The following is an 18174-nucleotide window of genomic DNA, read 5'->3' on the forward strand; positions in this document are numbered from 1 at the left end:
CTAGGCATTCTTCCGTTAAATGCCATTCTGCAATCACCGCTGTTGCGAGCGCCGGTTTTTTACCGACCCATCGCGATCAGCCGGCCGCGCCCCAGTTGCTGTCGACTTCGCGCTTCGCATCGGCGAGCCACCCTTGCATGTGCTCGTCCTGAACCAGTTGCTGTTGATAAGCCTCGACGACCGGGCTGGAGAACTTCGCGCCATAGTGACGGAAGCGCAGGGCCACTGGTGCGTACATGGCATCGGCGATGGAGTACTCACCAAACAGCCACGGTCCGCGTTGCGCATATTGCGAGCGGATCTCATGCCACAGCTGCTGAACGCGGGCGACGTCGGCCTCGCCCTCGGGTGGCAGCTGCACGTTGCCAGCGCCAGTGGCCTTCATCGGCCAGTGAGTGCGCAAGGCTGCGAAGCCTGAATGCATTTCGGCGCTCACAGCTCGCGCCAGCGCGCGATCGGCCGCGTTGGCGGGCCAGGCGCGACCCTGCGCTTTCTCGTTGAGATACTCGGCGATGGCCAGCGAGTCCCAGATTCTGACAGCGCCGTCGATGAGCACCGGCACGCGCCTGGTGGGCGTGTACTTGACGATGTCGCGATAGAACGCCGGCGTGTCGAGCGGCAGCTTCACTTCTTCGAACTCGAAGCCGAAGTGCTTGAGCACCAGCCAGGGACGCAGCGACCAGGAGGACAGATTCTTGTTGCCGATGACCAGAGTGAGCATGGTTGCGCCAGGGAGCAGTAGGGAACGCGCACTGTAGCGTGCCATGCCCGGACCTGCTGCGAAATCAAATGAACCATGCTGTGGTTTTTCTTAAACTAGCCGTCCGTCCAGGCTTCAAGACGTCCTATGACTGAACATCACCTTGCAACGCTCGCGGTGCGCGCCGGCCAGGTCCGCACGCACGAAGGCGAGCACGCCGAGCCCATTTTCACCACCTCCAGCTACGTGTTCGCGAGCGCGGCCGAAGCGGCCGCTCGTTTCGATGAAAGCGCCAAAGGCAACATTTACTCGCGCTTCACCAATCCGACCGTGCGGTGTTTCGAAGAGCGGCTGGCGGCGATGGAAGGCGCGGCGTCGTGTGTCGCCACCGGCTCGGGCATGGCCGCCATTCTCGCCACCTGCATGGCGCTGCTGAAGGTGGGCGATCACATCGTTTGTTCGGACAGCGTGTTCGGCTCGACCATCGCGCTCATCAATCGTTATCTGGTGAAGTTCGGCGTCGAAGTGACGTACGTGCGGCCGGACGACAACGAAGCCTGGCGACGCGCCATCAAGAGCAACACCAAATTGTTCTTTGTCGAAACGCCGTCGAATCCGCTTTCCGTGATCGCCGACATCCGCGCCATCGCCGACATCGCGCACGAGCGCGGCGTGCTGTTCGTCGTCGACAACTGTTTCTGCACGCCGGCTCTGCAAAAGCCCTTCGACCTGGGCGCGGACCTGGTGATTCATTCGGCCACCAAATATCTCGACGGTCAGGGCCGCGTGGTCGGTGGCGCCGTGCTGGGCAACGAGCAGCTGGTCGGCAAGGACGTCTTCGGCTTCATTCGCTCGGCCGGGCCGAGCATGAGCCCGTTCAATGCCTGGGTGTTTTTGAAAGGATTGGAAACATTGGAGCTGCGCATGCGCGCGCACTCGCAAGCCGCGCTGCAGCTAGCGCGGTGGCTGGAAGCACAACAGGGTGTCCGAAAGGTTCACTACGCGGGCTTGGAGTCGCATCCGCAGCACGCACTGGCGAAGCGTCAACAGAGTGGCTTCGGCGGCATCATCGCATTCGATGTCGAGCATGGCCGTCAGGGCGCCTGGGCGTTCGTCGATGCGACGCGGCTCATGTCCATTACCGCGAATCTCGGCGACGCCAAAACCACCATCACCCATCCGGCCACGACCACGCATTCGCGCATCACGCCGGCCGAGCGAGAGCGCGCCGGCATCACCGAAGGTTTGTTGCGCATCTCGGTGGGACTGGAAGACGTGCGCGATCTGCAAGCGGACATCGAGCGCGGCCTGGCCGCGGTCGCCGCGGTTGCCGGCCGATGATGGGCGGGCAACTGTCCGGCATTCGGGGGATCTGTTTCGATCTGGACAACACGTTCTGGGACGTGATGCCCGTGATCGAGCGCGCCGAGCAGGCCATGTACGACTTTCTCGCCCTCCGGTACCCGCGCGTGACCGCGGCGATGACGGTCGAGATGTTGCGCAAAGCGCGCCAGGAAACCGCGCAGGCCTACCCCCAAATGGCGCATGACTTCACGTTTTTGCGCCGGCAGACGCTGGCGGATCACGCCCGCGAGTTCGGCTACGCCGAGGCCATGGCCGACGAAGCGTTCGAGGCGTTCATCCAGGCGCGCAACGAAGTGGTGCTTTATGACGATGTGCTGCCCGGCCTGGAGCGCCTCAAGCAACACTTCCGCCTGTTCACCGCCAGTAACGGCAACGCGGACCTCGATCGCATTGGTTTAGCGCATTATTTCGAGCGCAGTCTGTGCGCCCGGCAGGTCGGCGCGCTCAAGCCCGATCCGCTGCTGTTCCACAAGGTAATCGAAGGCACCGGGCTCGAACCCCAACAGGTTGTGTATGTGGGTGACGATCCGGCCCTGGACGTGGTGGGCGCCCGGGCGGCCGGCATGCTGCCGGTGTGGATCAATCGCGAGCGCGCGACCTGGCCGGCCGAGTTCGGCGAAAGGGCGCATACGGTGAGAAACCTGGATGAGCTGAGCACTCTGTTGGGGCTCAGGTCATAACTTTAGTCAGTGTCAGTCCGCACCGCACCCAATGCGAAGTCACCTGTAGGACGGGTCCCGGTCCCGATACATTCGCCGTTGTATCCCTATTTTCAAAGACCTGCGGGCTTTGTCGCCGATTGCCTTGGTTCTTTGATTGGCGTAAATTCCGCGCCGTTCGTTGTGCCTTTGCCCGCTTTTTTCTCTGGCTTGGCCAGCCGGGTCATTGAAGACCCTTTTATCGGCCAACTTCTGAAAAATCCGACGAGACCGCGAACGTAGGCCTGGGACCTAAACCGTAATGCTCAGTCAGGCACGGCTGAGCGTTGCAGGGGCGGAGCCCGTATGTAACCAGGCCTCGCAGTGATGATTGCTTCCCAAGCAGGGGGATCGCGCTCGAGGCTTTTTCAGAGAGACTGTATCGATATGACAAAGATCTATGTGGGTAACCTGCCGTTCTCGGCGAACGAGGACCAGGTTCGGCAGCTGTTCGAACAGCACGGCACCGTGGAATCCGTCGCCCTGATCAACGACCGCGAAACCGGTCGTCCTCGCGGCTTCGGCTTCGTGGAAATGCCGCGTGCTGACGCTCAGCGCGCCATTCAATCGCTGAACGGAAAAGACATGGGTGGTCGTCCGCTGCGCGTGAATGAAGCGCAGGAACGCCAGGGCGGTGGTGGCGGCGGCGGTGGCCGCGGTCCCCGTGGCCCGGGCGGCGGCGGCGGCGGTGGCGGCCGCTGGTAAGCGGCAGCAACGAAGCTAGCTTCGTTAAGAAAGACCCCGCGGCAGCAATGCCGCGGGGTTTTTTATTTGGGATGGGGTTCACATAACGATCCGGCCCCGGTGGGCCCCCGAGGGGTGCATCAGGCGAAGTCGCATACAGCGCTCGTGCTGCATGCCGGTAACGATACTGCGATCGCGTAACCGGCCCGACGAGGCCGGCGCGATGGCGGATTTTCGTCCCCATCGGAGAACTTTGTGAAAAACCAGCTACTCGCGGCGGCCGTCGCGGCTGCCTTGAGTTTGGCTTCTACTGCCGACGCCGCGTCCACCGACGAGCTCGCGCAGATTCGCTCGCAGTTGCAAACTCTCATGCAGCGAGTCGACAAACTCGAAGCCGAAAACGCCACCCTCAAGGACGAGAACGGTCAACTCAAGATCCTGACCGAGCAGGTCAGCAAGCAACTCACCCCCCAATCGACGAGAGGCGTGGACTCACCTGCGCCGGCCGTGAAGGCCGCCGACTGGCCGAGCCGCGTCGTGCTCAAGGGTGACGCTCGTTACCGTCATCAGCAGACCGACGTCGAGGGCGCCGCGACCGAAGAGGAACATTTGTTACGTGCGCGTATGTCGGCGGAAGCCAAAGTAAACGATCGCATCGTCGCAGGCATCGGCATCACGACTTCGTCCGCGCCCGGCAGCCCGCGCGGCGGCAACGTGCAACTCGACGGCGAGTTCTCCCGTAAATCTCTCTATCTCGATTTCGCCTACTTCGACTGGACCATCGCCGGCGACGCTCATTTGATCGGCGGCAAGATGAAGATGCCGTTCGCGCGTCCGGGGCAGAGCCTGTTCTGGGACAACGACATCAATCCCGAAGGTCTCGCTCTGACGTATAGCGCCGGCTCGCTGTTCGGCTCGGCGTGGAATTACTGGATCGATGAGGACGTGCAGACCGGAACGGCGGCGAGCACCGCGACCACCACCGACACCAAGATGTACGGTCTCCAACTCGGCAATCGTTTCGATCTCCACGGCAACACGCTGGTGGTCGCGGCGTCGTACTACGACCTGGCCGCGGCAGAAGGTCGCCGTCCGTTCTACAACGGCGGCGCGAACGGCAATTCACTCACGAGCACCGGCGGTCTGGCTTACGACTACCAAGTCGTCGGTTTGATGGCCGAATACAACACGTCGCTCGGTGGCCTGCCGCTGCAAGTGTGGGGCGACTTCGCGAAGAACCTCGACGCGGAGTACGACACCGCGTTCACCATGGGCACTCTGGTCGGCAAGGCGTCGAATCCGGGGACGTGGGAAACGGGCCTCGCTTATCAGCTGGTCGAGAAAGATGCGTTGTTTGCTCAGCACATCGATTCGGATTTCGGCGGCGGTGTGCCGGACGCCGAGGGCTGGGTGCTGCGCACCGGTTACGCGCCGTTGAAGAACTGGGCGTTGAATGCGACCTACTTCAAGACCGTCAACAACAAAGACGTCGGCAGCGAATATGACTTCGATCGCTTCATGCTCGACTTCAACACCAAGTTCTGAGGATCGATGAGCATGCATGTCATCAAAGCCTTCACCGCGGCGTTGCTCGCAACGCTGCTGTGTTTGTCACAAGCCGACGCCGCCGGTCTGGAGCCGGCGATGCAAGCCAAGGTGACCGCCAAGACCAAGGAGATTCGGGCCTGGGCGGCCGAAGCCGCCATCGTGGACGCGGTGAAGGCTTACAACGCCGGCAAGTCGCCGCAAGCCGCGGGGATGGATCAGGCGAAGTGGGGCGCCACCAGCGTGATCGATCCTTTCGTGCGTGGCCTGACCAAGACACCCGCCGCGGAACTGCTGAAGAACAAGCGCCGGGCCAGCAACGAAGTCCTGGCGGAAGCGTTCCTGTCGGGCGCGGACGGCGGCAAGGTCGCGTTCCTGGGCAAACCTTCCAATTGGAGCCACCAGGGCAAGCCGAAACACGAGCAGCCGATGAGCGGCAAGACCTGGCAGGGCGACGTGGAAATCGACGCGTCGTCCGGCCTGCGCCAGGTGCAGGTCGCGGTGCCCGTGCTCGACGGTCGCAAGCCCATCGGCTCGCTGGTGGTGGGGCTCAGTCTCAACGCGCTGGCGAAGTAAACCTAGTCAGCAAACATCCACGGTGAGTGCTAAGGAACTTTTATCGTTAGTCCCATTGCACTCCGGGCCGTGGGAACTGTCTTATCCTATAGAGGATTAAATTCTCGACGACGAGTGCCGACATGTTGATTACACGCGCAGTAGCGCGTGATGTATACGAGTGGTCAGCAACCTTGAGTTTTCCTTGAACGCACGAGGTACCTGGCGATGGCTGAGGCGGGTTCTGGAACGGTAGTTGCGGTTCCCAATTTGCGCGAGTTCTTTCACGACTCGGTGCAGAAGGCGCTGCGTAACCAGCGCGTGGCCGTGGACGATCACACCGAACACTATGTCGTGAACGTGCTCACGATGTTCGCGCGTTCCGAAGAACTGTACGAGCAGACTCCCGATGGCGTGCGACTTCGGCCACTGGCGCACATGCTGGCCGATGCGGCGGCGGCGCCATCCAGCCAGCAGCGTGACGAAGCGCTGCGCCGTCTCGGCGATGTCTCTTTGTTCATTGCCGGATTCTTCGCGCAGAGCTTCGCGCGCAAGCTCGTCGACGTCGACTATCACATCGCCATGGGCGGACGTGCGTACGGCACGCTCGCCGAGAACCTGCGTTACTCGATTCGCGGACAAGCGTTCGCGGCCGTGTTCTTGGAGTTGGCCGGCAAGTTCCAACGACTGGTCGACGTGCTCAACGACGTCGCCGAGATGGCGTATCAGCACACCGACAAAGACATTCTGCGCTTGTACGAGATCTGGCTGAAGACCGGCAGCCCACGCGCCTTTGCGATCTTGCAGCGGCTCGGCGTCGCGCCGGTGCCATCGGGCGCGAGGAAGGAGCACTGACATGCTGCTGCGTCGGATGCAGTCGCTCCTCACACGACTGTACGACGCACCCGTCGAGCACGATGCCGAAGACTTCCTGATCTGCGACCCCAAGCGATTGCGCGAGGTCGTCGGCGATCAGCAGAGCCCGCTCAGCGACGAGCAGGTCTTCGTGGTGCAGGAGGATGGCGCCGTGCGCATCGGCTTGTTCATCGACGAGCGCGTCCTCGAACGATTGGAGCGGCACGATCCGTTGAAGGCGCTGGACGAGGCCAATCTGCACGACTTCTGCACGGCGCTCGAAGGCGTCAGCCATTTCCACTATCTGATCTGGAGCCTGGCGCGCGGCCGGCCCGTGTCGCTGCTGGAGCTCGAGTTGCAGGCGGAGGTGGACAAGTACGCCACCGCCGTGGCGCTGATGACACAACAGCGCGCTGGCGCCTTCCCAGGCGCGCTACACGCGCGCATGTTCAATGGCGTGAGTTTCTTGCCGCAGTTGGACGACGCCAGCCGGCGTCGTTACGAAGAGGCCAATCGCCACGCGGCGCGCTACTGCCGATCCCTCGATCAGCGATATCTGCAACCGCGCCGCTCGCAACCGGAGAAGTGGCTCGCCGAGTTGCGCCGGTTCTTCCGCTGCGGACATCAGGAGAAGATTCGGCGCCTGGTCGTCTGAGCTGCGTCAAGTCGGGCCGTCCCGCGAGTCAGTCGCGGTTGCCGCCGACCTTCTTTTTCATCTCGATCCACTTCGACAACTCGCGCAGGTCGCGCTTTTGCGCGGTCTGCTTACGCGGCAGCAGCCCGCTCTCGTACGGGTTGTAACCCAGGCGCAGCCCCTTGGCGTTGTTCTGAATCGGCGTGTTGCCGACCGCTTCCTCTTCCACCATCGACAGGCCGGGATGGTCCAGAGCTTTGCGACGGGCGCGCTCGCCGGCCTCGCCATCTTCGCTCAAGCGACCGTCGTTCCACTCGTAGACCGCATTGCCTCGATCGTCGAAGGCGATGCGTCCCGGCTGCTTGGCAGGCTCGACCACCCGCGGCCGCAGTCGGTACCCGAATTTTTTCAAATCGTCATTCAACTCCGGTCTCCTGGCTTGCTCTCATGACCGCCGCGCCCGCGGCAGCTGTTGAGACTTCCATGTTGTCTCGTTAGATAGTGCTGCTATTGAATGGCTTCGTAGCAGTGGGGGCAAGTTACAAAAGTGTGAAGTAAGTGCCGGATGCGCAAGGCCGACTGTCATGCGCTCCGACACCTGAAAAGTAGCGATAAAAATACCGACAAAAAATATTCTAACGAGTCCGGCTTTGCACATAAGCGGCGGCGCGAAGCAGCGCGGCCAGCGATTTGCCATCGCGCAGCTCGCCGGAATGCGCCATCTGCATCGCCTGCTCGAACGGCAGCCAGTGAGCTTCCAGCACCTCGCTGGCTTCGAGCCGGTGTTCGACTTCCGTCAGGCCCGTGGCCAGAAACAGATACACCACTTCTGTCAAAAATCCGGGCGAGGGCAGGAACTCGCCGAGGCTGCGCCACTCGCGCGCCGTGCGGCCGGCTTCTTCCTCGAGCTCGCGTTGCGCCGTCTGCAGCGGCGGCTCCTTGTGATCGATCTTTCCCGCCGGAAATTCCCAAATGTAACCGCCGGCGGCATGGCGGTACTGGCGAACCAGACAGACCCGGTTGGTTTCATCGAGCGCCACCACGGCCGCTCCGCCCGGGTGATGGATGATCTCCAGCGTGGCGAGGTGATCGTTCGGCAGGCGCACTTCCTCGACGTTCACCTGGATGACGCGGCCGGTGTAGATGCTGGTGACTTTTTCGATGCTCATGCGACTTCGCTCTTGGACTGCGGCGGCGACTCAGCCAGGCGGCTCGGTGTCGTCGGCGGGAACGGCGTCGTCATCCTCGGCCGCATCTTCGGCAGTTTGTTTGGACATCTTCGACGGGGTGGTGGCGGTGCCGATCCGGTACGCCGCGAAGCCAGGCAACACCACCTGATTCAACGCCATGCCGAGCACGCGACCGCTGGTCGGCGCGTAGATGCGATGCTGCTGATTGGAGATGGGATCGGTGACCACGCCGAGCAACTCGCCTTCACTGACGCGCTCGCCGAGGGCCACGTCGGAGAACAGGATGCCGCCGTGATCGACACGCACCCACTTGGATGCGTAGTACACCGGCTCGGGATCGCCCCAGTAGCGACGCTGCTTGGTCATGCCGAGCGAGTAAAGCAACGTTTCAACGGCTTTGGCGCCGTGCTCGACCTGTTCGGATTGCACGCGCATCGGCTCGCCCATTTCGAATGTCACTGACGGGATGCCCGCTTCGGTGGCCGCCCGTCGCAATGAGCCGCGCTCGCCGACACTGTGCAGGACCACGGTCGCGCCGAAGGCTTTGGTCATGCGAGACACTTGCGGCAGTCGCAGATCGGCGCGCACCTGCGGCAGGTTGGTGCGATTCAACGAGCCGGTGTGCAGATCGATCAGCGCGGAGCAATGCTTCACGACTTCGGTGAAGAACGAGTGCGCCATGCGCGTGGCGGCGCTGCCTTTCGGATTGCCGGGAAAGTAGCGGTTCAAATCGCGGCGGTCGGGCAAATAGCGAGCGCCGCGATAAAAGCCCTGAATGTTGACGATCGGCACGCCGATGATGGCGCCGTTCAGCTCTTCGACGTCGATGTCGTCCAGCACGCGGCGCGCGACTTCGATGCCGTTCAACTCGTCGCCATGCACGGCGGCGGTCAGGCACAGCACCGGCCCCGGACCTTGGCCATTGAGCACGAACACTGGCACCGGCGACACGAAACCTTCCATGGCCGCGCCGCTGGTCCAGATCAGTTTCTTGCGCGTGCCCGGCGCCACTTCGCTGCCCAGCAGCCGCAGCCGGCCTTTGGGTTTGAGTGTCTCGGAACCTTCCATCGTCGCGGGCGCGGGCGTCGGCGCCGCGGGTTCTTCGGCAGCGTGGACGACTGAGCCGAGCAGGCAGCTCAGGATCGCGAGCCAGCGCTTCATGGCCCCGTTCATGGCCTTGTTCATGGCTGGGCGACCTTGACGAACTTCAGCGTGAACCGATCGCTCTCGCCGATTTGTTTGTAACGCGCCTCGTCGCCATCGGCGAAGTTCGGCGGCAGCGCCCAGACGCCTTGCTCGTAGTTCTTGGTGTCCTTGGGATTGGCGTTGATCTCGGAGCGCTCGACCAGGCGGAAGCCGGCGGCTTCGATCATGCCGATCGCGTAGTCCTCGCGCACATAACCCGAGGCGGCCTTCGGATCCTGTGGAATCGTCGGGTCGCCACGATGCGCGACCACGCCGAGCACGCCGCCGGGCTTGAGTGCGGCATGCATGGCCGCGAGCGCATCGCGCTCCCAGCCGAACATCATCCAGTTGTGCAGATTACGAAACGTGAGCACCAGATCGGCGGAGCCGGGCGGGGCGATCTCGTTCTTGGCCGGCGGCGCGGCGAGGGTGGTGGTGACGACTTTGCCGTAAAGATCCGGCCGCAGCTGAAGCTTGCTTCGATACGTCTCGACGGTGTTCTTCGCATATTCGCCCGAGGCCGGATCGAGCAAGGCCACGTAGAGCTGGCCACGATCCCGTAACAAGGGCGCGATAATCTCGGTGTACCAGCCGGCGCCGGGCCACACTTCGACCACCGTCATGTCCTGACGGATGCCGAAAAACTGCAATGTCTCTTTGGGGTGACGGTAGGGATCGCGGGCCCGGTGCTCTCGAACGCGGTGCTGGCCGGCGAGGATCGCGTCCAGCGCGGTGGCGGTCGCCGGATCGGTGGTCGGCGAAGTCGTGCAACCCGTCAGAAACACCGCCGCCAGAACCAGCCAGCTGAACAACGGGGCGGCGCACGGCAATTTCATTCCTTCTCCTCGCGACTTGGAGTCGCGAAGATAGTGGAATCGGCGCGTGTAAATCAAAACCGGCCATACGCCGCGCCCCTGCGAGAAGCGCGGCGCACGACCGATTCGCGATCGGCGCCAGTTCAGTCCCAGCAGCCGGCGTGCGCCGGACTGCCGTTACCGGGTTACCAGCGGCCGTTTTGCCGCGGCGGGCGGGCTTCCCGCTCGCGAGCTTCGTTCACACGCAGCGGGCGGCCACCCATGTCGAAACCATTCATGTGCTGAATGGCGGTCTGGGCGTCGCCGGAGGGCATTTCCACGAAGCCGAAGCCGCGCGGGCGTCCGGTTTCGCGATCGTTAATGAGCTTGACCGATTGCACCGTGCCGTGTTTCTCGAACAAGGAGCGGACGTCCGTTTCAGTGGCGCTGAACGGCAGATTGCCAACGTAGATCGTCGTCATCGAAGGTCACTCTTGAGGCCAGACAAAAGTTGCAGCCAAACGATCGCCTCCGCGAAGCCTCGAGAGCTTCCGGATGGAATGTCGATCGCCGTGTCTTGGTCGCTGACAATCAACCATGGGAATGGAGTGCGGTGGGACCGGGCTTGGGTGAAGCGCTTTGTCCGAAGGTCGCTCTTGTAGGTTGAAATGCGTATTCAGCTGACCGCGACCGATACTACGTCAGCCTTTTGGCGACTGCAATGACCGTACTTGACAAGGCGTTTTTTGGATTTTTTTGCAGCTGCGAATAGCGCGGGGCGGGCGGGGGCCGGCTGCCGGCCGGCCCCAAGAAACATCAAGAGATATCAATCCCCTTCGAGATACGTGTACCCGTTCAACTCCCATTCGTAGAAGCGGCGCAGGGCCTGGCTCTCGGCCAGGGTCATGCGGCCTTCGCGCACCGCGCGCTCGCAGTCGCGGGCGAACTGAGGAAACAAACGGTCGACGTCGTACTGCATATAGCTCAGCACTTTGCCGGCCGTGTCGCCTTTGACGATTTCCTCGATCCACCAGCCGCCCTCGTCGTGCAGGCGGATGTGCACCACGTGGGTGTCGCCGAAGAGGTTATGCAGATCGCCCAGGGTTTCCTGGTAGGCGCCAACCAGGAACGCCGCGAGGTAGTACTCCTCGTTGGGCTTGAGCTCGTGCAGCTCCAGGGTGCGCTTGACCTCGCGCTGGCTGACGAAGCGATCGATCTTGCCGTCCGAATCGCAGGTGATATCGGCCAGCACGCCGTTGCGCGTGGGTTTCTCGTCCAGCCGGTGGATGGGCATGATGGGAAACAGCTGGCCGATGGCCCAGCTGTCCGGCAGCGACTGGAATACCGAAAAGTTACAAAAGTAGGTATCTGACAGAATCAGCTCGAGACCTTCCAGCTCCTCCGGCACGCTATCCAGTTTGCGGCAGAAATCGCGGATCTTGGCGCAGGTTGCCCAATACAAACGTTCCGTCAGTCCGCGGAACTCCAGGCTCAGCAGGCCGAGGTTGAACATCTGCAGCGCCTGCTCGCGCGCCTGCAAAGCGTCGTGATAACACTCCACCAGCCGTCGCGCCGAGATCGTGCGATAGGCTTCGAACAGATCGAGCACCGGTTGCGGCAGCTCGTCCTTGTCGCCGCTGTGCTCATCTTCGATGCGGTCCGACACGCGGAACTTGTCCAGGCAGGAGGAGCCGAGCGCGTTGAACACCAGCACGCTGTGATGAGCGGCAGTGGCGCGGCCCGATTCGCTGACGATGACCGGATGGTCGATGCCGCGCGCGTTACACACGCTGCCGATGCGATACACCACGTCGCTGGCGTATTCGTTCATCGTGTAGTTCATCGACGATTCGAAGTTGGTGCCGCTGCCGTCGTAGTCGACGCCGAGGCCGCCGCCCACGTCGATGTATTTCAGCCCGGCGCCCATCAGCTTCAGCTCGGCGTATACGTGCGCCAGCTCGTTGATCGCATCTTTGACGCGGCGGATGTCCTGCAGCTGACTGCCCGGATGACAGTGCACCAGCTCCAGGCAGTCGAGCATGTTGTGACTCTCGAGCGTCTTCACCAACTCCAGGATCTCGGTGACGAACAGGCCGAACTTGGACTTTTCGCCCGCCGAATCGCGCCAGCGGCCGGCGCCTTCGCTGGCCAGCTTCACACGCACGCCGATGCGCGGCCGCACCTGATACTTCTGGGCGTGCTTCAGCACCAGCTGCAGCTCCTCGAAATTCTCGATCACCGGAATGATGGTGCGGCCGAGCTTGGTGGCGAGGATCACCGCTTCGATGTAGCTGTCGTCCTTGAAGCCGTTGCAGACGATCATGCGCTCGGGCGCGTCCTCGGTGAGCGCCATCACCGCGAGCAGCTCGGGCTTGGAGCCGGCTTCCAGGCCGAAGCCGAATTCCTTGCCGTAGCGATACACCTCTTCCACGACCAGCCGTTGCTGATTCACCTTGATCGGGAACACGGCGGTATAGCGGTTCTTGTAGTCGTTCTCGGCGATGGCTTGCGAGAACGCCTTCTGCAGCCGGACCAGACGATGGCGCAGGATGTCGGAAAAGCGCACCACCACCGGCGTGGTCAGATCGCGCTGACGCAGGCCTTCGACCACTTCATACAAATCGATCTCGCGATCCGGCGTGCCATCCGGCCGCACCACCACGTGGCCCGCGGCGTTGATGCTGAAGTAGTGCTTGCCCCAGTTCGGCACCTGATACAGATCGAGGGAGTCCTCGGTATCCCAGGCGCCGTTGGTGACACCTAAAGGCAGCGGTTTTTTAGCGGTGGAGTCCAAGTGCGTGGCCTCTGTAACGTGGCCGATGGTAAGAAGGGCGCGAACGATACTGCAAAGAGATTGCGAAATTAAGCGTGCAAGTTAATCCGTAGTTGCAACGCCTCGCGCTGGGTTTCTGATCCATTCGCTCCACGAGCCTGCGTACAAGCGCGCACCGGGTTTGCCGGCGACTTCCATCGCGAGCAGCAGGTGACACGCGGTGACGCCGGAACCGCACATCACAATGGTGCGATCGTCGGCGACGCCCGCCTGGGACTGTTCGTAGCGACGTCGTAGTTCTTCTGGCGCGCCGAAGCGCCCGTCGCTGGTGAGGTTGGTCGAGAACGGATGGTTGCGAGCGCCTGGGACGTGGCCGGCGACGGTGTCGAGCGGCTCGACCTTGCCAGCGAAGCGCTCGGGCGCGCGCGCGTCGAGCAGCCGCCAATCGGGTTGTTGCACACGCTCCTGCACCTGATCGGCGTCGAGCCACAAATCGCGATCAGGCCGCGCTTGGAATTTGCTGGGGCTGCGTGCAGGAATTTCAGTGCTCGTCGGCAGGCCGGCGGCCGACCACGCTTTGAAGCCGCCATCCAGCACGGCGACCGCGCGATGGCCAACCCAGCGCAGCAGCCACCACAAGCGCGAGGCATACATGCCGTTGTCCGCGTCGTAGGCGATCACTTGCGTGTCGGCGGTAACTCCCCACGCGCTCAACGTGGCGGCGAAACGTTCGGGGTCCGGCAGCGGGTGTCGACCGGTTTGCGGCGTGATCGGGCTCGACAGATCGCGATCCAGATGCGCGTAGATCGCGCCTGGAATGTGTCCGGCGCGATACGCGGTCTCGCCAGCCGCCGGCTGCGTCAGATCGAAGCGGCAGTCGACGATTAACCAGTGTGAATCCTGCAGATGAGCGGCGAGCGCGTCGGCCGAGACGAGCGTGGTGAGCATGGCGTACTGGTGCGCGATGGAGGTGCGGGCATTCTGAGCCTGTAGCGGAACGGCGTCACGTCGCTCGTCGGAGAGTTCTGGCCCTGCCGCCCGGCTTGGTTACAATCCCGCCCCAATCTTTTCGGGCATGGCTGGGGCGACGTATGGCACTGGAACTGTGGTGGGGGAGCGGCAGCCCTTATTCCTGGCGCGCGCTGCTCGCGCTCGAGCACAAGCGCCTGCCGTACGTGTCGCACATGGTGCAGTTCGCGAAGCAGGAACACCGCTCGCCGCAGATGTTGCAAATGAACCCGCGCGGCCGCGTGCCCGTGCTCAAGGACGGCGACTACGTGGTGTTCGAGTCGCTCGCCATCCTGCGCTATCTCGACCGCAAGTATCCCGACGTGCCTCTGTTCGGCACGACCGCCGAGGAAGAAGGCACCATCACGCGCGTGATCTGTGAGTACCAGTCGTACGCCGAGGACCACCTCGCCAAACTCATCTACGCGATTCTGTTCCAGGGCGTCGAAGGCCACATGGAAGAGATCGAGCGCGCGCTCAACTTCGTGATCGCCGAGGCGCGCACCATCGAGAACCGCCTCTCGACGTCCTCGTGGCTGGTGGGCGAGTCGTTTTCCGCCGCGGACATCGTCGTGTTTCCGGGCATTCAGCAGCTGCTCCGAGTGCTGGAGCGGCGCGAAGCCGAAGATCTGCGTGCGCGCCTGCTGCCGTTGGAGACGAATTTTCCCGCCATCGCCGCGTGGATCAAGCGCGTCGAGGCGCTGCCCGGCTACGAGAAAACGTACCCGCCGCACTGGAAAGAAAAAGAATAAGCGCGGCCCCGCCACGCTCGAAAAATAATCGGTCCAAAAAACGGCGTTGGCCCTTGAAAGTGCGCCGCGACGGCGCACTTATCGCCGTCGATTTTTATTACGGTCGACGCGACGGCAAAAGTCAGTACACTTCGCGCCGTCGTCCCAGCGAATTTTCGCCATCGAGGTCCGACGTTCGTTTAAACGTCTCTTTGCGAGTGAGTGACATGTCCCAATATCCCGTGCATTTCAACTTCCCCGGCCGCCTCGTCATGGTCGGCTTCGGCAGTATCGGACAGGGAGTGTTGCCACTCATCTTGCGTCACATCGCGCTCCCGCCGGAGCGCATCACGATCGTGACCGCCGACGAGTTGGGCCTGAAAGAAGCCGTCGAGTACGGCATCAAGCACATCGTTCATCCGCTCACGCAGGAGAACTATCGCCAGGTGCTCGAGCCCATGCTCGGCCGCGGCGATTTCCTGCTGAATCTGTCGGTGGACGTTTCCAGCATCGCGCTGATCAAGCTCGCGCACGAAAAGGGCGCGTTGTATCTGGACACCTGCATCGAGCCGTGGCCGGGCGGCTACACCGATCCGAACGTGCCGCCGTCGCTGCGCTCCAACTATGCGCTGCGTGAAGAGGCGTTGAAGGTGCGGGACGCGCAGAAGGGCGGCCCGACGGCTGTCATCACGCACGGCGCCAATCCGGGCCTCGTGTCGCACTTCGTGAAGCAGGCGCTGCTCAACATCGCGGCAGACATGTCGATCGACGCTGGCGATCCCAAGTCGCGCGAAGACTGGGCGGCGCTCGCGGCCAAGCTCAGCGTGAAAGTCATCCACATCGCCGAGCGCGACACGCAGGTCGCCAACACACCGAAGAAGGTCAACGAATTCGTCAACACGTGGTCGGTGGACGGCTTCGTCAGCGAAGGCATGCAGCCATCCGAGCTCGGCTGGGGCACGCACGAGAAGGAGCTGCCGCCGCAGGGCCGTCGTCACGAGTTCGGCCGGCAGAGCGCGATCTATCTGTTGCAGCCGGGCGCTGGCACGCGTGTGCGCACCTGGACGCCGAAGGCCGGGCATTTCCACGGCTTTTTGATCACGCACGGCGAATCGATCTCGATCTCGGACTATCTGTCGCACCGTGAAGGTGACAAGGTCGCGTACCGTCCGACGGTGCACTACGCCTATCACCCGTGCGACGACGCGGTGATGTCGGTGCACGAGTTCGCCGGCCGCAACTGGCGCCTGCAGGATCGCAAGCGCATTCTCAACGAAGAGATTCTTCCGGGCGGCATCGACGAGCTCGGCGTGCTGCTCGCGGGTCACAAGAAGAACGCGTACTGGTACGGCTCGCAGTTGTCGATCGACGAAGCGCGCAAGCTCTGCCCGCACAACACGGCCACCAGTCTGCAGGTCTGCGTCGCGGTGCTGTCGGGCATGGTGTGGGCGATGGAAAATCCGAATCGCGGCGTGATCGAGCCCGATGAAATGGATTTCCGCCGCAACCTGGAAATCTGCATGCCGTACCTCGGTCCCGTGATCGGCGCGTACAGCGACTGGACGCCGCTGTTCGATCGCAACCGGCTGTTCGATGAACAGCTGGACAAGAGCGATCCGTGGCAATTCAAAAACGTGATCGTCTGAGCTGAAGAAAGTCTCGAGACTACGGATAGTCTCGTCGATGCCATTCAGAATCAGCTTCAATCTCGGCGACGCCGATCTGCAACACCTCGCGGAAGTCGCGCAGGTGCGGCAGTCGGCGGCGCGTTCACAACCTGTCGAGCGCATCGTCAGCGCTGCGCGCGAGGTTTATCTCAAAGGCAGCCAGGCGCATCTCGCGGACTTCGTGAGAGAGCGTTACTCGCGGCTGGGCACGATGCTGGAGATGGTGGATGACGCCGAGTGGCGGCTCAGTCAGGAAGACTCGCAGCGGCTCGTGAACGCGCTGGCGTGTTTCAGCGAGCCCTCCGCGGGCGCGTCTTCAGCGCTCGATCAGGCGATCATGATCGAGCTGGTCAGCCGGGATTTACATCACGACATCGACGCGTATCGCGACTTCAGTAAGTTTCGCGAGGCGCAGATCGCCAAGCGCCACTCACCGCCCGGAACGGATCGCGAGCAATGGTTGAGTCAACGGCGCGAGACCTTGCAAAAACGCATGCACACGCGCCGTAAACGCGACCTGGACGCGGCGGCCGGGCCGGTGCGCCGCCTGTTCTCACTGTTCGGGCTGTAGTCCGGAAAAAGTCACGCCTTTTTCCGGACGTGTCGAAAGGGCCTCGGCCGCTTTCGACCAGAAAATGTAGTCCGGAAAAAGTCACACCAGAAAATGTAGGCTCCGAGAGGACCTGCAACTCATCAGCCGCCTGATGGCTCGTAGCGCACGGCAGTGATGACATAAGTCCTGGCGCCGCCCGGAACTTCCACTCGCACCTCGTCATCCAAGCCCTTGCGCAGCAGGGCGCGTCCGAGCGGCGAGTCCATGCTGATATAACCTTTGGCGGCGTCGAATTCGTCCGGGCCCACGATGCGGTATTCGCTTTCGGCGCCGTTGTCGTCTTCCAGCGTCACCCAGGCGCCAAAGAACACGCGCGATGAATCTGATGGGGGCTGGCTGACGATCACCATGCCATCGAGGCGCTGACGTAAAAAACGTACGCGTCGGTCGATCTCGCGCAGCTGGCGCTTGCCGTAGATGTATTCGGCATTTTCGGAGCGGTCGCCCTGGGCGGCGGCTTCTTGCACGGCCTGCGTCACCTGCGGGCGCAGCACGCGCCACAGATGGTCGAGCTCGTCCTTCAGTCGTTGGGCGCCGACAGGAGTAATGAACTTTGAACCCTTGGGCTGAGGCGGTCGGTAACGTGACATGTGAGCTGGTTTGCCAGGCTTTCGTAAGGCCGTCGCTGATATCGTCAAATGGCGGGAATTCTGTGGAATCCTTCACGGTAGCCGAACGGGGCGCTCTTTACTCTGCCGCCCCATGAGCATCAAGTACTACACGCACTTTCTGCTGCAGGAACGGGCCCCAAAGGGCATGAGCGAATTCCGCGGCGTCGTCGAAGTGAACCGCACTTTGCTGCGTGGCGACCTCAAGGAAGCCGCCTCGGTGCTGGCCAAGAACTTCGAATGCGACACCAAGGATATCAAGGTTCTGCAGTGGTCCCGCTTACATTGATGTAGTTGCTGCTTTCTCGAATCCCCTAGCGGGCTTTACTTCCCTTCAGAAAGTCCGCTTCTCTGCCCCGAGCCACAAGCTCGGGGTTTTTTTTGCCTGCTCATTTTTGCCACAAGAATTGCGTCGGTGGCTCGCGCCGCCGGGAGGGGGATGTGTCCTCCCGGCACCGCTGCACCCGCCGCGCGTCGCTGTCGCTCGCGCGTGGCTTGTACGTCCATGTAGCGCTATTGGGTCAACGTCCATGTTGATCCCAATTGCCGGGAGAACACATCCCCCTCCC

General features: G+C 62.5%; 20 protein-coding genes. 11 read left to right on the forward strand and 9 right to left on the reverse strand.

Annotated features, from left to right (window positions below; all coding sequences use genetic code 11):
- Positions 1-76 precede the first annotated feature (76 nt).
- A complete protein-coding gene (locus tag VGD45_RS31750; protein ID WP_331159430.1) occupies positions 77-766 on the reverse strand; it encodes a glutathione S-transferase family protein in 690 nt (229 codons plus the stop codon).
- A gap of 81 nt (positions 767-847) precedes the next feature.
- On the opposite strand from VGD45_RS31750, the gene VGD45_RS31755 reads away from it, so the two are divergent.
- The 7 genes from VGD45_RS31755 to VGD45_RS31785 all read left to right on the forward strand — a co-directional run bounded on the left by VGD45_RS31755 (position 848) and on the right by VGD45_RS31785 (position 7057).
- Positions 848-2041, forward strand: a complete 1194-nt coding sequence (locus VGD45_RS31755; protein ID WP_331159431.1) for an O-succinylhomoserine sulfhydrylase — start codon at positions 848-850, stop codon at positions 2039-2041.
- Positions 2038-2745 carry an HAD family hydrolase gene (locus tag VGD45_RS31760; RefSeq protein WP_331159432.1) on the forward strand — a complete coding sequence of 236 codons (708 nt, stop codon included), beginning with the start codon at positions 2038-2040 and terminating at the stop codon, positions 2743-2745. The genes VGD45_RS31755 and VGD45_RS31760 overlap by 4 nt, the downstream gene beginning before the upstream one ends.
- Before the next feature lie 405 nt (positions 2746-3150).
- The gene (locus tag VGD45_RS31765) at positions 3151-3468 is read left to right on the forward strand and encodes an RNA-binding protein (RefSeq protein WP_331159433.1); all 318 of its coding nucleotides are present in this window, start codon (positions 3151-3153) and stop codon (positions 3466-3468) included.
- A gap of 234 nt (positions 3469-3702) precedes the next feature.
- Positions 3703-4992, forward strand: coding sequence for a putative porin (locus VGD45_RS31770; RefSeq protein ID WP_331159434.1), 1290 nt, complete (start codon positions 3703-3705; stop codon positions 4990-4992).
- A 12-nt stretch (positions 4993-5004) separates the two neighbouring features.
- Positions 5005-5568: a hypothetical protein gene (locus tag VGD45_RS31775; RefSeq protein WP_331159435.1), complete on the forward strand. Its 564-nt coding sequence runs from the start codon at positions 5005-5007 to the stop codon at positions 5566-5568.
- A gap of 207 nt (positions 5569-5775) precedes the next feature.
- Positions 5776-6402: a hypothetical protein gene (locus VGD45_RS31780; RefSeq protein WP_331159436.1), complete on the forward strand. Its 627-nt coding sequence runs from the start codon at positions 5776-5778 to the stop codon at positions 6400-6402.
- A 1-nt stretch (position 6403) separates the two neighbouring features.
- Positions 6404-7057, forward strand: a complete 654-nt coding sequence (locus VGD45_RS31785; RefSeq protein ID WP_331159437.1) for a hypothetical protein — start codon at positions 6404-6406, stop codon at positions 7055-7057.
- A 28-nt stretch (positions 7058-7085) separates the two neighbouring features.
- Here the strand turns inward: VGD45_RS31785 and VGD45_RS31790 are convergent, their stop codons facing one another.
- The 7 genes from VGD45_RS31790 to VGD45_RS31820 form a co-directional block, all read right to left on the reverse strand.
- Positions 7086-7460 carry a hypothetical protein gene (locus tag VGD45_RS31790; protein WP_331159438.1) on the reverse strand — a complete coding sequence of 125 codons (375 nt, stop codon included), beginning with the start codon at positions 7458-7460 and terminating at the stop codon, positions 7086-7088.
- Between the two features lie 211 nt (positions 7461-7671).
- Complete coding sequence (locus VGD45_RS31795) at positions 7672-8205, reverse strand: NUDIX hydrolase (protein WP_331159439.1); 534 nt, start codon at positions 8203-8205, stop codon at positions 7672-7674.
- Positions 8206-8235: 30 nt separating this feature from the next.
- A complete protein-coding gene (locus VGD45_RS31800) occupies positions 8236-9411 on the reverse strand; it encodes a succinylglutamate desuccinylase/aspartoacylase family protein (protein ID WP_331159440.1) in 1176 nt (391 codons plus the stop codon).
- On the reverse strand, positions 9408-10247 hold the full coding sequence (locus tag VGD45_RS31805; protein WP_331159441.1) for a hypothetical protein: 840 nt from the start codon (positions 10245-10247) through the stop codon (positions 9408-9410). The genes VGD45_RS31800 and VGD45_RS31805 overlap by 4 nt, the downstream gene beginning before the upstream one ends.
- A 164-nt stretch (positions 10248-10411) precedes the next feature.
- Positions 10412-10687 carry an RNA recognition motif domain-containing protein gene (locus VGD45_RS31810; protein WP_116810818.1) on the reverse strand — a complete coding sequence of 92 codons (276 nt, stop codon included), beginning with the start codon at positions 10685-10687 and terminating at the stop codon, positions 10412-10414.
- Between the two features lie 344 nt (positions 10688-11031).
- Positions 11032-12999 carry a biosynthetic arginine decarboxylase gene (gene speA, locus VGD45_RS31815; protein ID WP_331159442.1) on the reverse strand — a complete coding sequence of 656 codons (1968 nt, stop codon included), beginning with the start codon at positions 12997-12999 and terminating at the stop codon, positions 11032-11034.
- A gap of 81 nt (positions 13000-13080) precedes the next feature.
- Positions 13081-13926: a sulfurtransferase gene (locus tag VGD45_RS31820; RefSeq protein WP_331159443.1), complete on the reverse strand. Its 846-nt coding sequence runs from the start codon at positions 13924-13926 to the stop codon at positions 13081-13083.
- A gap of 143 nt (positions 13927-14069) precedes the next feature.
- Between VGD45_RS31820 and VGD45_RS31825 the strand changes: the two genes are divergently transcribed.
- The 3 genes from VGD45_RS31825 (at position 14070) to VGD45_RS31835 (ending at position 16955) form a co-directional block, all read left to right on the forward strand.
- Positions 14070-14738 carry a glutathione S-transferase family protein gene (locus VGD45_RS31825; protein WP_331159444.1) on the forward strand — a complete coding sequence of 223 codons (669 nt, stop codon included), beginning with the start codon at positions 14070-14072 and terminating at the stop codon, positions 14736-14738.
- A 206-nt stretch (positions 14739-14944) separates the two neighbouring features.
- Positions 14945-16363 carry a homospermidine synthase gene (locus VGD45_RS31830; protein ID WP_331159445.1) on the forward strand — a complete coding sequence of 473 codons (1419 nt, stop codon included), beginning with the start codon at positions 14945-14947 and terminating at the stop codon, positions 16361-16363.
- A gap of 37 nt (positions 16364-16400) precedes the next feature.
- Positions 16401-16955 (forward strand): hypothetical protein, encoded by a 555-nt coding sequence (locus VGD45_RS31835; RefSeq protein WP_331159446.1) that lies wholly within the window; start codon positions 16401-16403, stop codon positions 16953-16955.
- A 122-nt stretch (positions 16956-17077) separates the two neighbouring features.
- On the opposite strand, the gene greB is transcribed toward VGD45_RS31835, so the two are convergent.
- The gene (gene greB / locus VGD45_RS31840; RefSeq protein WP_331159447.1) at positions 17078-17587 is read right to left on the reverse strand and encodes a transcription elongation factor GreB; all 510 of its coding nucleotides are present in this window, start codon (positions 17585-17587) and stop codon (positions 17078-17080) included.
- Between the two features lie 112 nt (positions 17588-17699).
- Here greB and VGD45_RS31845 point away from each other — a divergent pair, with 112 nt between their 5' ends.
- Positions 17700-17894, forward strand: coding sequence for a hypothetical protein (locus tag VGD45_RS31845; protein ID WP_116810813.1), 195 nt, complete (start codon positions 17700-17702; stop codon positions 17892-17894).
- The last annotated feature ends 280 nt before the right edge of the window (positions 17895-18174 follow it).

Source organism: Steroidobacter sp. (assembly GCF_036402275.1).
GTDB lineage: Bacteria > Pseudomonadota > Gammaproteobacteria > Steroidobacterales > Steroidobacteraceae > Steroidobacter.

Excerpts from the sequence above, each read along its gene's own strand:
- VGD45_RS31750 (WP_331159430.1), bottom strand. The coding sequence starts at position 766 with ATGGCACGCTACAGTGCGCGTTCCCTACTGCTCCCTGGCGCAACCATG.
- VGD45_RS31755 (WP_331159431.1), top strand. The coding sequence starts at position 848 with ATGACTGAACATCACCTTGCAACGCTCGCGGTGCGCGCCGGCCAGGTC.
- VGD45_RS31760 (WP_331159432.1), top strand. The coding sequence starts at position 2,038 with ATGATGGGCGGGCAACTGTCCGGCATTCGGGGGATCTGTTTCGATCTG.
- VGD45_RS31765 (WP_331159433.1), top strand. The coding sequence starts at position 3,151 with ATGACAAAGATCTATGTGGGTAACCTGCCGTTCTCGGCGAACGAGGAC.
- VGD45_RS31775 (WP_331159435.1), top strand. The coding sequence starts at position 5,005 with ATGCATGTCATCAAAGCCTTCACCGCGGCGTTGCTCGCAACGCTGCTG.
- VGD45_RS31780 (WP_331159436.1), top strand. The coding sequence starts at position 5,776 with ATGGCTGAGGCGGGTTCTGGAACGGTAGTTGCGGTTCCCAATTTGCGC.
- VGD45_RS31785 (WP_331159437.1), top strand. The coding sequence starts at position 6,404 with ATGCTGCTGCGTCGGATGCAGTCGCTCCTCACACGACTGTACGACGCA.
- VGD45_RS31795 (WP_331159439.1), bottom strand. The coding sequence starts at position 8,205 with ATGAGCATCGAAAAAGTCACCAGCATCTACACCGGCCGCGTCATCCAG.
- VGD45_RS31800 (WP_331159440.1), bottom strand. The coding sequence starts at position 9,411 with ATGAACAAGGCCATGAACGGGGCCATGAAGCGCTGGCTCGCGATCCTG.
- VGD45_RS31805 (WP_331159441.1), bottom strand. The coding sequence starts at position 10,247 with ATGAAATTGCCGTGCGCCGCCCCGTTGTTCAGCTGGCTGGTTCTGGCG.
- VGD45_RS31810 (WP_116810818.1), bottom strand. The coding sequence starts at position 10,687 with ATGACGACGATCTACGTTGGCAATCTGCCGTTCAGCGCCACTGAAACG.
- VGD45_RS31820 (WP_331159443.1), bottom strand. The coding sequence starts at position 13,926 with ATGCTCACCACGCTCGTCTCGGCCGACGCGCTCGCCGCTCATCTGCAG.
- VGD45_RS31825 (WP_331159444.1), top strand. The coding sequence starts at position 14,070 with ATGGCACTGGAACTGTGGTGGGGGAGCGGCAGCCCTTATTCCTGGCGC.
- VGD45_RS31830 (WP_331159445.1), top strand. The coding sequence starts at position 14,945 with ATGTCCCAATATCCCGTGCATTTCAACTTCCCCGGCCGCCTCGTCATG.
- VGD45_RS31835 (WP_331159446.1), top strand. The coding sequence starts at position 16,401 with ATGCCATTCAGAATCAGCTTCAATCTCGGCGACGCCGATCTGCAACAC.
- greB (WP_331159447.1), bottom strand. The coding sequence starts at position 17,587 with ATGTCACGTTACCGACCGCCTCAGCCCAAGGGTTCAAAGTTCATTACT.
- VGD45_RS31845 (WP_116810813.1), top strand. The coding sequence starts at position 17,700 with ATGAGCATCAAGTACTACACGCACTTTCTGCTGCAGGAACGGGCCCCA.